The following is a 14,070-nucleotide window of genomic DNA, read 5'->3' as shown; positions in this document are numbered from 1 at the left end:
TGCCTCGGAGGCTGAACCGGTTCAGGTTCAGCCTGTCCGCTTTTCCGTCTTGCGACGTTTAGCCTGCTATTAGAGGCCGCATAACGTCGCTATGACAAACGGTTTTTTATGCTTTGCTTTTCTGTTTCTCCGGTTTGGCGGTGGGGTGCTGGCCCGACATGAAGGACCTGATCGCGCTCGATGACGGCTTTACGTGGCGCGACAGGCCGCCGCGCGATGCGGAGATTTTGCGGTTCTATCGTCGAATCAAATCGCCGTGCGCGACGTGATTTTCGTCGCGCGCTTCACCGGCACGCGCTGAGGCAACGTGGACAAACGCATCAGATGACGCAGCGCCATCATCGCGCCGATCGCTTCGAGCACGCCTGCCGGCACCCACATGATGAGGCCGCCGAGGCTCTGGTCGAGCGTAACGGGCACCGACGTGAAAGCCCGCCCGCACAACGTGAAGATCGGATAAAGATCGCGGGAGGAAAACGTGATGATCGCGCCGACCAGAATCTGCGGCGTCATCGTGATGACCGGCGACAGCACACGCAAACCCGGGCGCGTGCGGCTCGGTGGAAACGGGCGATGATCGAGCAGCATCCACCAGTACAGCAGGCCGCTGATCGCAACCGACCAGTTCATGAAGCGATAGATGCGCCAGTCGAGCATCGCGACGAATTGCACGGAAGGGATCAGCCAGAAGACGACCGACACGACGAACGCTATCGAGATGAACGCCGGATTGAATACGACGGCTGCGATAACGCGCGCCGGCCGGCCATGCTGCCAGCGTCGCAGCTTGATGCGCCAGCGTAGCGGCAGTCCGGCACGAAGGGCGCTGCCCGGATACGACGCCATCAGGATCAACGGCGCGAGGTGGTGCAGCACCAGATGCTGAAGCCGATGAATGAAGAATTGATGTTCAGCGTAATAGTCGAGCCGCGTGTGCAGAGCGATATAGAACAACGCAAGACCGATCCAGAAGGCGGCACGTCGAGCAAAGCTGATGCGGATACGGCTTGAGCCGCGCGCGAATAGCACGGCAGCCACGACGAAAATTGCGACGAGGCTGAACGAAGGCTCCCATGGGTCGAGCAGGCTCAGCAGGGACATGATTAGAAAGAACTGAAATGAAAAGGACGCGGGTACGAGTGCGTGGATATTAGCAGGTGACGCACAGGACCGTTGGGCGCGCCGCTCCTCTTCAGCCCTTATATCCGATCCGCTCGATGCCTTGCACGATCGCGCGGTACCGTATCCGCCCGAAGTCGCGGTCGCGGCGTACCCCTGATTCGCGGGCCGATCGCTACGGTCAGGACATGACAACCGTAAATTCGAGTCCCGATTCGAAGTTCAGCGTCGTAGTCGAATAGCGCGGATGCTGGTCGAGATATGCCTTGTAGGGCTGCGCGGCATCTTCAGACGTGTACATGTTGTCCGCGAGAACGATCGACCCCGGACGCAGCAGGTGCTCGATTTCCCTGAACAGACGCAGATACGCATTCGCCCATACATCGATAAATACGATGTCGAACGTTCCATCCAGTTCTGTGAGGGTCTGAAAGACATCGCCCTCGCGAAGGTCGACATAGTGTTCGAGCGACGCGGCGCGAACGTGAGCGCGAAGCTGCGCGCACTTCGCCGGATCCAGTTCGGTCGCGACAACCGAGCCGCGTCCCAAGGTACGAAGTCCTTCGGCGAAATACAGCGTGGATACGCCGCAGGAACTGCCGAGTTCGAGAATTCTGGTCGGCCGGTGCGACAGCACCATGTTGCTCAGGAACTGGCCCAATTCCGCGGAGATCGCCAACGAAAGCGCCGTGCCTTGCGAGGTGTCGAAGTCTTCGGTGGATAGCCCGTACATGCTGAGAAACTGTCCTCGCAGCCGGGGAGCGAGCGAATCGTATTGCTCCGCGAGATCGATGAACTCTTCGTTTGAGCCCTGGAACTGCGCGCGTGCCCGTGTCATCACTTCTGCCTGACTCTGTTCATGAAGACGCTGCAGAAGTACTGCGTTCGATGAAACCATGTGTGTTCCTTGATTTTGACGAATCGTTTTACTGACGATGTATCCGATCGCTGCTCGAAAATCAGGCGATGCTACGACGCCCGCGCCAGCTTGATCGCGCGTTCGGGGCAGGCCGTCACGCATAGACCGCATGAGCGGCACGCATCCGCGTTAGGCATGTAGGCGACTTTCATTCCATGCACGCGCAGCTTGAAGCGCTGCAGCGTGCCGAGGCGGAGATAGTCTTCTTCGTCGATGCGCCGGATTTCGAACACATTTTCGGGGCACACATCCAGACAATCGCCCTTGCCTTCGCAGCGTCGCAGGTCGACGACGGGCACGATCACGCCCGGTCTCTGTTTGCAGTCGGCTGTTGCTGTTTCGCGCATGCTCAGTCTCCACTGTGCCGTGAAGGGCGCGATTGCCATGCGGCCTGGAAACGCTCGCGTTCTTCGGGTGTCATCGCCTGCCATTTGCGCCAGTGATGCCGTCTGTGCCAGCCGCCGCCGTGTCCGCGGAATCCGCCGAACAGGATACGGCTCAACACCAGCAGGCCGAGAGCGCGCGCGAAGTCGATCGTGCGGGCGCCGACGAACAATGCCGGCACGATCCAGTTCCACAGCGTCATGACTGCCCATCCGAGCACCGCGATCCCGACCAGCACGAGGATCACCTTTCCAATACATCTGATCCGAAACTTCATCCGTCGACTCCTTTAAATATCCATTGCGTCATAAACGACCTGCAGCCGCGCGCGCAAATGCAATACCGCATAGCGTTTGCGCGCGAGCAGCGTATTGACCGGCACGCCGCTTTCCGCGGCCATGTCCTTGAAATTCCGTCCTTCCAGCTCGTGCGCGATGAACACGTCGCGCTGATTCGCGGGCAATTCGTCGAGTGCGTCCTGCAAGGCCTTGAGCACCACGGCGCGCGCATACAGCGCTTCGGGTCCCGCGTCGTGCGCCGGCAGCGCGAGATCGAGGCGGTACTCGCTGCTGTTTTCATCTTCGTCGTTGGAAACCTCGGCCAGCGGTTGCTCTTTCTTCTTGCGAAAACGATCGATGATGCGATTGCGCGCCACCTGGAACAGCCACGCGCTCGCCTGCTCGATTGGAGCGGGAAGGCGGTACGCCTGCACGAATTCGTGGAAGACATCCTGCAGGATGTCCTCGGCATCGTTCGGATCGCGCACACGACGCCGGATGAAATTCCCGAGCTTCGCGCGCTCACGCACTACGGCCGCGGTGATGTCGCTGTCTCGGTCGGTCATCGTGTCCGATGTGGGTGGCTGTTCCATGCCTGTGAAGACGGATCAGGAACGGGGATATTGTGTCGAGTGCGAAAATTTATTCGTCAGGCTTCGCTGGTTGATGGGGCGCGGTCGCTTGCAACGCGTCGGGCAGAAGTATAGGCCCGCGATCCGGTCGGATATTCTGGACGCGCCGCCGGGCCGCGCTCTGCGGCACGCTGGCAGTGTGTTAAAACATCACCTTTCCGTCGATTTTCAGCCAATTTACCGCCGGCACGACCCCGCAATCGGGGTCGCCGGCACGCGTCCAAGCGCGGTTCCGGTCGTCATTTGCCCAATATCGAGGCAAAATAGCGGTTTCGCCGGCAATTTTTGACGCCGCGGCGCGCCGAACGGCACCGGTGCGCGGCGTGTCTGCGCTCACCTGGGGCGATCGGGCGGATTCATGGCGCCCACGGCTCAGCACGCGGTTCCACTTTTTCCAGTTTGTACGCCGACCTTAACCAGACTATTTCATCATGACCACCATTCTCAAAAGCCTTCCCGTCCAGCAACGCGTCGGTATCGCGTTCTCCGGCGGCCTGGATACGAGCGCCGCGCTGCATTGGATGCGCCTCAAAGGTGCCGTACCGTTCGCCTACACGGCCAATCTGGGCCAGCCCGACGAGGACGACTACGATGAGATTCCCCGCCGCGCGATGCAATACGGTGCGGAAGGCGCGCGCCTGATCGACTGCCGTGCGCAGCTCGTGGCCGAAGGCATCGCGGCTTTGCAGTCTGGTGCATTCCATATTTCGACCGCCGGCGTCACCTATTTCAACACCACGCCGATCGGCCGCGCGGTGACCGGCACGATGCTCGTCAACGCAATGAAGCAGGACGGCGTCAATATCTGGGGCGACGGCAGCACGTACAAAGGCAACGACATCGAGCGTTTCTATCGCTACGGCCTGCTGGTGAACCCGGACCTGAAGATCTACAAGCCGTGGCTCGATCAGGCGTTCATCGACGAACTGGGCGGCCGTGCCGAGATGTCCGAATTCATGCGCAAGGCTGGGTTCGACTACAAGATGTCGGCGGAGAAGGCTTATTCGACCGACTCCAATCTGCTGGGCGCGACTCACGAAGCGAAAGACCTCGAGAGCCTCGAAAGCGGCATCCAGATCGTCAACCCGATCATGGGCGTCGCGTTCTGGCGCGACGACGTGCAGATCGCGAAGGAGCAGGTCACGGTCCGCTTCGAAGAGGGCCGCCCGACCGCGCTGAACGGCGTGGAATTCACGGACGCGGTGGAACTGCTGCTGGAAGCGAATCGTATCGGCGGCCGCCACGGGCTCGGAATGAGCGACCAGATCGAAAACCGCATCATCGAGGCGAAGAGCCGCGGCATCTACGAAGCTCCGGGTCTTGCGCTGTTGTACATCGCGTATGAGCGCCTCGTGACCGGCATCCACAACGAAGACACGATCGAGCAGTACCGCGAAAGCGGCCGCCGTCTCGGCCGCCTGCTGTACCAGGGCCGCTGGTTCGATCCGCAGGCGATCATGCTGCGCGAAGCCGCGCAACGTTGGGTCGCTCGTGCGATCACCGGTGAAGTGACCATCGAATTGCGGCGCGGCAACGACTATTCGATCATGAGCACGAAGTCGTCGAACCTGACCTATCAGCCGGAACGTCTGTCGATGGAAAAGGTCGAGTCGACGTTCTCGCCGCAAGACCGGATCGGCCAGCTCACCATGCGCAACCTCGATATCACCGATACGCGCGACAAGCTTCGCGTGTATGCACAGGTCGGCCTCCTGACCCCGGGTGAATCTTCAGCGCTGCCGCAACTGAAAGAAGACGCCGAGTAAGCTGGAGCGTGGGTTCTTTGCAATCCCAATCCCGGCAGCGTGCGTTCAGCACGCTGCCGGGATGCCATTGAACGCTATGCGCCGCTCATCTTGAACGCGGAGACCGTTTCGTCGAGACGCATCACCTGTTCGTCGAGCGATTGTGCGGCGGCCGCGGATTCTTCAACGAGCGCCGCATTCTGTTGCGTGACCTCGTCGATCTGATTGATCGCGACGTTGACCTCGTTGATGCTGTTGCCTTGCGCATCGGACGCCGCCGCAATTTCCTCGACAATACTTGCCACACGGCGGATCGCCTGCTGCACTTCGGCGGTCGCGCGGGCCGCGTCCTCGGCCTGTTGCGAACCCGAGGACATTGTCGCGACCGACTGCTCGATCAGGTTCTTGATCTCCTTCGCAGCAGACGAAGACCGTTGCGCAAGCGCGCGCACTTCCGAAGCGACCACAGCGAAACCGCGTCCCTCTTCGCCGGCGCGTGCGGCTTCGACCGCCGCGTTCAGCGCCAGAATATTCGTCTGAAACGCGATGCCCTCGATGAGCGCGATGATCTCCGCGATTCGCGACGAACTCGACGCGATCTCATTCATCGTACCGACCATTCTTTCGACCGCGCGGCTTCCTTCGTCGGAAACATGCGTGGTGCCGACCATCAACTGATTCGCTTGCCGCGCGTTGTCCGCGTTTTTCTGCACAGTGGCCGTGAGTTCGCTGAGCGTGCCGGCAGTTTCCTGAAGCGAAGCGGCTTGCTGTTCGGTGCGTGACGACAGGTCCAGATTGCCCGCGGCGATTTGCCGGGACGCGACACCGACTGCGTCGCTCGACGCCCGCGTGATCTCAACCACACTCGCGACCCGATCGAGCAGGCTGTTGAGCGCGGTGGCCGTATAGCCGATCTCGTCCATCCGTTCGACGCGTGCGCGCACCGACAGATCCAGCGATTGGCTCAGTTCCCGCAAGGTGTCCTGCATCTGACGCAGGCCGCCGCCGATCAATTGATAAAGACGAGCGCCGAGGATGCCGGTCAGCACGAGAGCCGAGCCGGCAATTGCGAGCATCAACGAAAACGCCAGCTTATAAGCGCTCGCATTGTCTTCTCTGACATGATTCGAGCGCTCGATTTCGTTGTTCTGATGGTCGTGCAAGCCATCGCTCAGCGCGAGCGCGGCATTGTGTACGCCGCCACCGTCGTGAAGCATCGCGAGCGCGCCGTCGCGGTCGCCCGCATGCATCTTTTCGAAGAACGTGTGACGGGCCGCGCGGTACGCGTCCATATTGGCGCGATCGGCGTCGAGCAGCCTGGGGTCCGCGCCGTCGCTGGAGTCCTGAAGCTGGATGGCCGAGATCGCGTCGTCGAAGCGATGGTCGGCTTCGGCGATCTCTCGCTCCATTCCCGCGCGGCTCGCCTCGTCGATTCCGTCCACCACATAGCGATAGACTGCGAGCCGCATTGCGGCCACATTGTCGAGCGCCGCGGAAATGGATTTCAGGCTCGGAATCGTGCGGGTTTCCACGTTTTCGATCCGCTGATACGACGCGTGCAATTGCACCAGTCCATAACCGCTGACTACGCCGAGCGCGAGCAGCACACCACCTAAAGTCACAACGAGACGGCGAACGATTGTCATGATCTCACTCTCTCTTCATTTCACTTTCGTCTGTACAACGAGTTCATCGTGTCGGGTAGACGTTCGTTAAGGTTCACGGTCTGCGGTAGCGCTTCAGATCGTGGCCGGGACATTCGTGTCGCGCTTCGCTATCCATGCTTCGAGCGCGTCCGCGGTCAATGGCCGGCTCAGGTAATAGCCCTGCGCAACATCGCATTGCAACGCTCTCAAGGCCGCGAGCGTCGCCGCATCCTCGACGCCCTCGGCCACCACGCTCAACCCCATGTTGTGCGCGAGTGCGATTGTCGAACGGACGATTACTTCGTCATCCGTATCTTTTGCCATGTTGGCCACGAACGAACGGTCGATCTTGATCTCGTCGACGGGCATTCGTTTCAGATACGACAGCGACGAATAGCCGGTGCCGAAGTCGTCGATCGAAAGACGGATGCCTAAGCGGCGCAAGCGTTCGAGTATCGCGATTGCCTTGGACGGGTCTTCCATTAACGCGCTCTCGGTAATCTCGGCCCACAACCAGCGAGGCTCGACGCCGTGCCGGCGCAATATCGTTTCGAATACATCGGGCAGATCCGTATCGAACAGATCGCGCGCGGACAAATTGACCGACACGCTGAGCTTCAATCCTTTTGCGTGCCAGCGCGCACACTGCGCGATCGCCTCGTTGGCGACCCAACGCGAGATCCAGCGGATGAAGCCGGTCTGTTCCGCGAACGGAATGAATTCGCCGGGCGGCACCATGCCGCGCGTCGGGTGTTGCCAACGCACCAGTGCTTCCACATGCGTCATCACGTTGGTCGCAAGGTGGACTTTCGGCTGGTAGAAGAGCCGCAGTTCGGCGTGCTCGATCGCATGACGCAATCCGCTCATCAGCGAGAGCCGTTCCGCGCCATGCATTTCTTCGCCATGATCGAAGATGGACATGCCCGCGTTGGTGCGCTTTGCCGCGTACATTGCAACGTCGGCGCGCCGCAGTAACACGTGCATGTCGGTGCCGTCTTCCGGAAAGGCGACGACACCGATGCTCGCCGCCACGTCCACGATGTGCGCTTCGATCTGAATCGGCTCTTCCAGCGCTTTCAGCAGCACGCTCGCGACGCGCTGCGCGGCTCTCAGATCGGCGTCGGGCAGAAGAACGGCGAATTCGTCGCCGCCGAGGCGGCCCACGATATCCGAGGCGCCGGGCAGGCAGGCGCGCAGGCGTTGACCGACTTCAGACAGCAGCAGATCGCCCAGGTGGTGGCCGAGTACGTCGTTCACATATTTGAAGCGGTCCACGTCGAGCACCATCATCGCGATGGAACCGCCGCGCTCGGCAGCCGATGCGATTGCCTGCTGGAAGCGCTCGTTGAACGAGACCCGGTTGGGCAGGCCGGTCAATCCGTCGACATAAGCGAGTTCCGTGATGCGCGCTTCACGCTCGGCGATACCCTCGCTCATCTGTCCGAACGCGACCGCCAGTTCGCTGATCTCGTCTTTGCGCTCGGTCGGGATCGGCAAACTGTAGTCGCCGTGTCCGATGCGTCGCGCGAAACGCGTCAGTTCCGCAAGCGGACGGGTGACACTGCGCGCGGTCAGTGCCGCGCCTGCGATCGAGACGATGACGCCGCCCATAGTCAGCAGAAGCAGCATCGACTGCAGTTTCCGGTAAGGCGCCATCGCTTCGTCGAGCGATTTCTGGAGTACCGCGACGACCTGTTTTCCCGGCGAGGCAAGCGGCAGCACGCGCGATCCGAAACCGTCGTTCAGCACTACGTTGGCGCTCTTCGGTTCGACCCGCATCGCGGTGCGGCTCGCCAGTTGCAGCTCGGTGCGCTGTTGCGCGGGCAGCGAGCTTGCAAGCACGGTCCACGGCGCGGCGCCCGAGTTCGCGACGAACGAAACCTCGAGCGACGTCACCGCTTGCAAATCACGTGCAAGGGCATCGTCGATCGCAAAGCCCATCGCGACCCATGCAATCGTCAATGGCGCTTTTACCGGCACCGTCACGATCACGTACGGCTGCCCGTTGATCACGCCGATCAGCGACACCGCGTCTTTGCGCGCCGAATGCTGAAGCAGTGACGGAAACGGAAACGGCGTTCCGGCACTCGCCGGGCTGCGGCTGTCGGCGATCAGTTTGCCGTCGAGTCCGACCAGCATCACCATGTCGGCGTGAATGCGGTCGCCCTGATTTTGCAGCGCGGACAGTACCGTCGTCTGATCGCGCAACGCGACTGCCTCACGAAAACCGAAGTCCGCCGCGACCACTGCGGCGGCCTGGGTCAGCTTTTCGATGTCCGATTGCAATACGCGCTCGAACACGCGCTCGCCGACGGCCAGATCGCTATCGGCGTTGGCCCGCGCGACGGACCGGATGACCGTACTCGTCGCCACGAAAACCGTGGCCTGCACGGCGAGCATCAGCAACACGAAGACCAGTGCAATTCTCGTCCACAGACGATGGAGGCGCATAGTGTTTCCCACTCGATACGCCGGTCAACCGGCGTCCAGTTTGACGGTGAACGTTGCGGGACTTTTGGCCGATGTGTTGACTGTTTGCGTGGGCCGCGCATTCGCGTCGCTTTGACGATAGTGCAAGACCGTCACGCGATAGAGCGTAGAAGGCAAATCGGTTAGCGTCGCATTGCCGCTCGAATCGGTTTTGGCGTAGTAGGGCGTATCCACGATGTACAGGTACGCGACCATCATGTCGTGGATATTGCATCCGAGCACGACGAGGCCCGGTTTGTCGAACAGAACCGGATGCGCGGGGACGCCCCGATAAAGCTTCAGTTCGAAATGCTTCGGGGCGGATAGCGAGTAAACCTCGTGCGCGATGTCGTCGAGATTCGGCAACTTGACCGACGCGCCGGTCTGAATGACCGAAACAAGCGGCGTGAACATCTTGTTCTGTTGCGCGATCTCGGCGCCGACCGGCTCACGCTTCGGCAGCCGGCCATCGACGGGCATGGCGTAGACGACCGCGTCCTGCACGGGCGCCCCGCTCTGATCGGACACGTGAACACTCAACGATGCGGCGAGCGCAGGGCCCGCGAACATCGCACTCGCCAGGGCGGCCGCGAGGCCGGCGAGCATCATCCGTAGATTATTCGTTTTCATGTGATTGTTGGTCGGCAAGGGCGACTGGACGTCGACCGTATTATTCTGGTTTCGCCGTATACAACACCTTATGAGTGAAGTTATTCCACTCGGGTCACATGAAATTATTCAATGGGAGGATCGGAAAACGCTATGAGGACGGAATGCGAATGAAAATGTAATCAGCCGACGGCTACGCGTCGCCGTGAAAGCCGCTCAGATGATGAACGGCGGCTTTCAGACGCTGCGTAGCCGATCGAGACCCGATCAGTAAAGCTCGCCCAATGCTTGTGCACTGAAGTCTTTCAGGCTATCGGTATTGCCAGTACGGATTTTCGTGACCCATTCCGGATCGCTCAGAATCGCGCGACCAATGGCGATCAGATCGAATTCGTCGCGCTCCATGCGTTCGAGCAGATTGTCGAGTCCCACCGGCGAAGAACTCTCGCCGCCGAACGTGCCGAGAAAGTCGCCTGAAAGCCCGACGGATCCCACACTGATCGTGGCCGCGCCGGTCAGCTTCTTTGCCCAGCCTGCAAAGTTCAGTCCGTTTTCGCCGTCGATTTGCGGATACTCGGCTTCCCAGAAGCGCCGTTGAGAACAGTGCAGGATATCGGCGCCGGCATCCACCAGCGGCACCAGCCAGTCCGCCATGTCGTCCGGCGTATTCGCGAGCCGCGCGGCGTAGTCCTGCTGCTTCCACTGACTCAGGCGAATGATGATCGGATAGTCGGGACCGACGGCGGCCCGCACGCTTTTGATTACTTCGATTGCGAAGCGCGAGCGCTCGCGGATCGTGCTGCCGCCGAAACGGTCGGTGCGCTTGTTGGTTCCTTCCCAGAAGAACTGGTCGAGCAGATAACCGTGAGCGCCGTGGATTTCGACTGTGTCGAAGCCCAGTCGCTTCGAGTTCGCGGCCGCGCGTCCGAAGGCTGCAATCGTGTCCGCGATGTCTTCGTCGGTCATCGTATTGCCACGCGGTTTATCGGGCGCGACGAGCCCGGAAGGACTCTCGGCCGGCGTATCAGGTGTCCATTCCGTGAATGGGTTCGGCACTGAGCCGACGTGCCAGATTTGCGGCGCCATCTTGCCGCCGGCTTCGTGCACACCGTCGATGACCTTCTTCCAACCGGCCAGCGCAGCCTCGCCGTGGAAGAACGGAATACCCGGATCGTTACGCGACGACGGCCGGTCGATCACCGTGCCCTCGGACAGGATGAGGCCGACCTGACCCGCTGCCCTGCGTTTGTAGTACTCCGCAACATTGGCGCCGGGCACGCCTTCTGGAGAGAAGGAGCGTGTCATCGGCGCCATGACGATGCGGTTTTTCAGATTCAACGTTTTCAATTGGAACGGTTTGAACAACACGTCGAGTTGCGTATTCGTCATTACTGAAACCCTCTCGGAGGAAAAGGGCGATGGTATCTGTTCTATACTAGGTGTCAATGAGTCACCACAATGCAACCAGGTAGCATTCAGGAAACCGTCATGCACAAGAATCAAACAGAGGTGTTGTCCGTAGCGGATTGTCCGAGTCGTTTATTGCTCGACCAGATTGCCGATAAATGGTCGGTGCTGATTCTCGCGGTGCTTCGCAAAGGGCCGTTGCGATTCAACGCAATCAAGCGTCGTATCGAAGGGGTGACGCAGAAAGCGCTGACGCAATGTCTGCGCAGGCTCGAGAGAAACGGCATCGTGGAGAGAAGGGTGATCGCGACTTCGCCGATTTCGGTGGAGTATGAAATTACTTCGCTGGGACGCTCGCTCGATCAGCCGTTCGAAGCGCTTTATGTCTGGACGGTTGAATATCTGCCTGAAGTCGAACGGGCGAGAGCTCGTTACGATGAGCGCGCGGTGCAGGAGTAGCGGCGCAGTCGTTCCTGAACGCTGAAGCTTGCAATCGCACCGACGCAGTTCGTCGCTCCGTGATGCGAATCGTCGAATACGAGCACCGCACGCAGGCCGCTAGGATTCGACGATCGTCGTCGTTGTCGCCGGCGGGGTTGCGCCGCCTGTGCGTCCACCGATTTCGAGGCCGATACGCCGATCCTTCAGGCGCAGGATCGGCTGCTCGATATAGCGCCACGACAGATGCGCAACGCCGACTGTCATCGCGAAGCAGACCAGCAAGCCCACGACGACGGTCAACGGGGTAATCGGCAAGCCGAACTTCGCGGCCAGCTTGCCGCCGCTGCCGAAATCAGGCACGAACATGTGATACAGATAGACGCCGTAGCTGATCCGCCCGACATATTCGAGCGGCCGCCACTCGAGCCACCCGGTGATGCGCGAGAACTGGTTGCTCGCGATCCATATGACCACCGTCGCGCAGCCGGCAATGATGGCGAGATCGATCACCGCCTGGATGACGGGCGCCGAGGCCGGTCCGACTATCAGGTCACGGTCGAGCGTCAGCACGATAACCGCACATGCAAGCGCCATGGGCAGCGCGCGGCCGCTGAGATGCGGCTTGAGCCAGGTCGACGCAAGACGGCCCATTGCGCCAGAAACGATGATCGCGAAGTTGCACAGCGTGAATGTATAAGTGAAGGTTTCGTCGACCTTGAAACCGCGCAGCAGAAAGATGCTGACGACGCCAATCACGAACACCCCGATACAGAGTTTCATGTGGTGTCTGGACGGCATCAACAGCACGAGCGGGGCCATCACGATATAAAACTGTTCTTCGATTGAAAGACTCCACAGATGATCGAGCAGACCGACCCAGTGGTGAAGCTTTACGCCTACGAGGAAATTCGACAGATAGAACGCGCGATAGATCAGGCCGGTGGCGCCGCCGATGAAAAGCGCCGCGATCGACTGATTGGCCGTGTAGTGCGCATACGCCAGAACCAGCGCGCAGGCGGCGAGGAGCAGATAGTAGATCGGGAAGATGCGCAGTGTGCGTCGAAAGAAGAACCGCTTGATGGCTGGGCCCGGACTGGTTCGACCGCTCTCGCAACCGATTCTTTCCCGATGCAGAATGCCCACAATCAGGTAGCCGCTCAGCACGAAGAACAGCCACAGACCGACACGGCCGATATCGACCTGACCGAGCCCCAGCTTGTGCGCGATGAAGACGAGCGCGACTGCGATCGCGCGAAGACCGTTGAAGCCGCGAATGTGGCGGGCGTCGGATTCCATGCCTGAAACCTCGGTCAGTGAAACGACGGTGGCAAATCAATCGACTCAAGCAGCTCGGTCGCGAAGCGCACAAGGCCCGGAAAACCGCCCGACGCACGCCTCGAAGCCTACTGCGTCAGAAACGCGACGCCGCAGCGTTGGCCGACATGCACAATAGATTGGCCGTCAGGCAACCTATGCCTGGCCGCTTCCTGGCCGCTTCTCAAGCAGAGCGGCATACACGCGATCGCTTTCCTGCGTCTCGCACAGCCGGATGGCGGTTTGCTGAAAGGCAATGGCGTGTTGATGTATTTCTTGCCGTACGGAGACGACCACTATTCGCGCGCGGTCGCAATGGTCGAATCGTGCTTTATCTCCGATAAAAAGACGATGGAGATTCCAGGCCGGGATATCAATGCCTGAAAATAGGCCCTTCGTGCCGATATCAAGCCGATATTAAGTCGATATCAAGCAGCCGCGCCAAGCTCGGCGACGAGCTGGGACAGCCGGGCAATACGGTATCGATACAGCGGGGCTTGTGGACAGTTTCTCAAGTGCTCGACGCGATCTCGCCAGTATTTCGGCGGAAACGGTTCTCGCGGTGCGCAGGCAATCACCCGTTCGAGATGAACGAGTTCACTTTCAAAAATATGGTGGTGCACTGTGTAATTCCCCGTGGATGGCCATAATGGTATCGCTCGCGAGGCCGCTAACAATCTGGCGTCGCGTAGGGTTTCTATAAACAATCTCTATTACACGCAAAAAATCTCTGCGCTCATGCAACAGGCAATACGGCAAAAGCTGTCGAGGGTAATGGACGTACGGCGGCCGCAGTCGGTGAGCGACTGCTTCGCGGAGCATCGTTGAATAAGCCTCGATTGGAGCGGACAACGGGACAACAGGGACAGCAGGAAAAACCGGAACCGCACGTACTGCACATACACACATACAGCAAGAACAAAAAGGACGAGCCGCCGTTGCCCGTTCAATGAAGCAGAGCAACGACGGCCGAGCCCAGCAACGGTCCGCCCGGTACATAGCCAGACGGATTCCGCCATGTTGGCGTTACGTATTGCAACGGTGTTCTCTGCGGAAGCACTTCGTTGCCACCTGTCGATAAACGACAGTCACTACAACAACAGCACA

13 protein-coding genes are annotated in these 14,070 nt (G+C 60.1%); 3 read left to right on the top strand and 10 right to left on the bottom strand.

The window, feature by feature from the left end; all coding sequences use genetic code 11:
• Window positions 1-246: 246 nt before the first annotated feature.
• The 5 genes from PQQ51_RS03660 to PQQ51_RS03640 all read right to left on the bottom strand — a co-directional run bounded on the left by PQQ51_RS03660 (window position 247) and on the right by PQQ51_RS03640 (window position 3,293).
• Complete coding sequence (locus PQQ51_RS03660; protein ID WP_408494924.1) at window positions 247-1,101, bottom strand: cytochrome c oxidase assembly protein; 855 nt, start codon at window positions 1,099-1,101, stop codon at window positions 247-249.
• Between the two features lie 199 nt (window positions 1,102-1,300).
• Window positions 1,301-2,017 (bottom strand): O-methyltransferase, encoded by a 717-nt coding sequence (locus PQQ51_RS03655; protein ID WP_408494923.1) that lies wholly within the window; start codon window positions 2,015-2,017, stop codon window positions 1,301-1,303.
• 71 nt (window positions 2,018-2,088) lie between these two features.
• The gene (locus tag PQQ51_RS03650) at window positions 2,089-2,385 is read right to left on the bottom strand and encodes a 4Fe-4S dicluster domain-containing protein (RefSeq protein ID WP_408494922.1); all 297 of its coding nucleotides are present in this window, start codon (window positions 2,383-2,385) and stop codon (window positions 2,089-2,091) included.
• 2 nt (window positions 2,386-2,387) lie between these two features.
• The gene (locus PQQ51_RS03645; protein WP_408494921.1) at window positions 2,388-2,699 is read right to left on the bottom strand and encodes a hypothetical protein; all 312 of its coding nucleotides are present in this window, start codon (window positions 2,697-2,699) and stop codon (window positions 2,388-2,390) included.
• 12 nt (window positions 2,700-2,711) lie between these two features.
• Window positions 2,712-3,293 (bottom strand): RNA polymerase sigma factor, encoded by a 582-nt coding sequence (locus PQQ51_RS03640; protein ID WP_408494920.1) that lies wholly within the window; start codon window positions 3,291-3,293, stop codon window positions 2,712-2,714.
• A gap of 470 nt (window positions 3,294-3,763) precedes the next feature.
• Here PQQ51_RS03640 and argG point away from each other — a divergent pair, with 470 nt between their 5' ends.
• Complete coding sequence (gene argG, locus PQQ51_RS03635) at window positions 3,764-5,098, top strand: argininosuccinate synthase (protein WP_408494919.1); 1,335 nt, start codon at window positions 3,764-3,766, stop codon at window positions 5,096-5,098.
• 74 nt (window positions 5,099-5,172) lie between these two features.
• Here the strand turns inward: argG and PQQ51_RS03630 are convergent, their stop codons facing one another.
• The 4 genes from PQQ51_RS03630 to PQQ51_RS03615 form a co-directional block, all read right to left on the bottom strand.
• Window positions 5,173-6,723, bottom strand: coding sequence for a methyl-accepting chemotaxis protein (locus PQQ51_RS03630; RefSeq protein ID WP_408494918.1), 1,551 nt, complete (start codon window positions 6,721-6,723; stop codon window positions 5,173-5,175).
• Between the two features lie 93 nt (window positions 6,724-6,816).
• A complete protein-coding gene (locus tag PQQ51_RS03625; RefSeq protein WP_408494916.1) occupies window positions 6,817-9,174 on the bottom strand; it encodes a putative bifunctional diguanylate cyclase/phosphodiesterase in 2,358 nt (785 codons plus the stop codon).
• 24 nt (window positions 9,175-9,198) lie between these two features.
• On the bottom strand, window positions 9,199-9,822 hold the full coding sequence (locus PQQ51_RS03620; protein WP_408494915.1) for a methylamine utilization protein: 624 nt from the start codon (window positions 9,820-9,822) through the stop codon (window positions 9,199-9,201).
• 246 nt (window positions 9,823-10,068) lie between these two features.
• Window positions 10,069-11,190, bottom strand: coding sequence for an NADH:flavin oxidoreductase (locus PQQ51_RS03615; RefSeq protein ID WP_408494914.1), 1,122 nt, complete (start codon window positions 11,188-11,190; stop codon window positions 10,069-10,071).
• Window positions 11,191-11,289: 99 nt separating this feature from the next.
• Between PQQ51_RS03615 and PQQ51_RS03610 the strand changes: the two genes are divergently transcribed.
• Window positions 11,290-11,667, top strand: a complete 378-nt coding sequence (locus PQQ51_RS03610) for a winged helix-turn-helix transcriptional regulator (RefSeq protein ID WP_408494912.1) — start codon at window positions 11,290-11,292, stop codon at window positions 11,665-11,667.
• Window positions 11,668-11,766: 99 nt separating this feature from the next.
• Here the strand turns inward: PQQ51_RS03610 and PQQ51_RS03605 are convergent, their stop codons facing one another.
• Window positions 11,767-12,945, bottom strand: coding sequence for an acyltransferase family protein (locus PQQ51_RS03605; protein ID WP_408494911.1), 1,179 nt, complete (start codon window positions 12,943-12,945; stop codon window positions 11,767-11,769).
• A 261-nt stretch (window positions 12,946-13,206) separates the two neighbouring features.
• On the opposite strand from PQQ51_RS03605, the gene PQQ51_RS03600 reads away from it, so the two are divergent.
• Complete coding sequence (locus tag PQQ51_RS03600) at window positions 13,207-13,347, top strand: hypothetical protein (protein ID WP_408494910.1); 141 nt, start codon at window positions 13,207-13,209, stop codon at window positions 13,345-13,347.
• The last annotated feature ends 723 nt before the right edge of the window (window positions 13,348-14,070 follow it).

Source organism: Paraburkholderia xenovorans, assembly GCF_046030735.1.
Classification (GTDB): Bacteria; Pseudomonadota; Gammaproteobacteria; order Burkholderiales; family Burkholderiaceae; genus Paraburkholderia; species Paraburkholderia xenovorans_A.
This window is presented reverse-complemented; position numbering and strand designations above follow the sequence as displayed.

Excerpts from the sequence above, each read along its gene's own strand:
- PQQ51_RS03610 (WP_408494912.1), top strand. The coding sequence starts at position 11,290 with ATGCACAAGAATCAAACAGAGGTGTTGTCCGTAGCGGATTGTCCGAGT.
- PQQ51_RS03615 (WP_408494914.1), bottom strand. The coding sequence starts at position 11,190 with ATGACGAATACGCAACTCGACGTGTTGTTCAAACCGTTCCAATTGAAA.
- PQQ51_RS03620 (WP_408494915.1), bottom strand. The coding sequence starts at position 9,822 with ATGAAAACGAATAATCTACGGATGATGCTCGCCGGCCTCGCGGCCGCC.
- PQQ51_RS03625 (WP_408494916.1), bottom strand. The coding sequence starts at position 9,174 with ATGCGCCTCCATCGTCTGTGGACGAGAATTGCACTGGTCTTCGTGTTG.
- PQQ51_RS03645 (WP_408494921.1), bottom strand. The coding sequence starts at position 2,699 with ATGAAGTTTCGGATCAGATGTATTGGAAAGGTGATCCTCGTGCTGGTC.
- argG (WP_408494919.1), top strand. The coding sequence starts at position 3,764 with ATGACCACCATTCTCAAAAGCCTTCCCGTCCAGCAACGCGTCGGTATC.
- PQQ51_RS03605 (WP_408494911.1), bottom strand. The coding sequence starts at position 12,945 with ATGGAATCCGACGCCCGCCACATTCGCGGCTTCAACGGTCTTCGCGCG.
- PQQ51_RS03650 (WP_408494922.1), bottom strand. The coding sequence starts at position 2,385 with ATGCGCGAAACAGCAACAGCCGACTGCAAACAGAGACCGGGCGTGATC.
- PQQ51_RS03655 (WP_408494923.1), bottom strand. The coding sequence starts at position 2,017 with ATGGTTTCATCGAACGCAGTACTTCTGCAGCGTCTTCATGAACAGAGT.
- PQQ51_RS03660 (WP_408494924.1), bottom strand. The coding sequence starts at position 1,101 with ATGTCCCTGCTGAGCCTGCTCGACCCATGGGAGCCTTCGTTCAGCCTC.
- PQQ51_RS03630 (WP_408494918.1), bottom strand. The coding sequence starts at position 6,723 with ATGACAATCGTTCGCCGTCTCGTTGTGACTTTAGGTGGTGTGCTGCTC.
- PQQ51_RS03640 (WP_408494920.1), bottom strand. The coding sequence starts at position 3,293 with ATGGAACAGCCACCCACATCGGACACGATGACCGACCGAGACAGCGAC.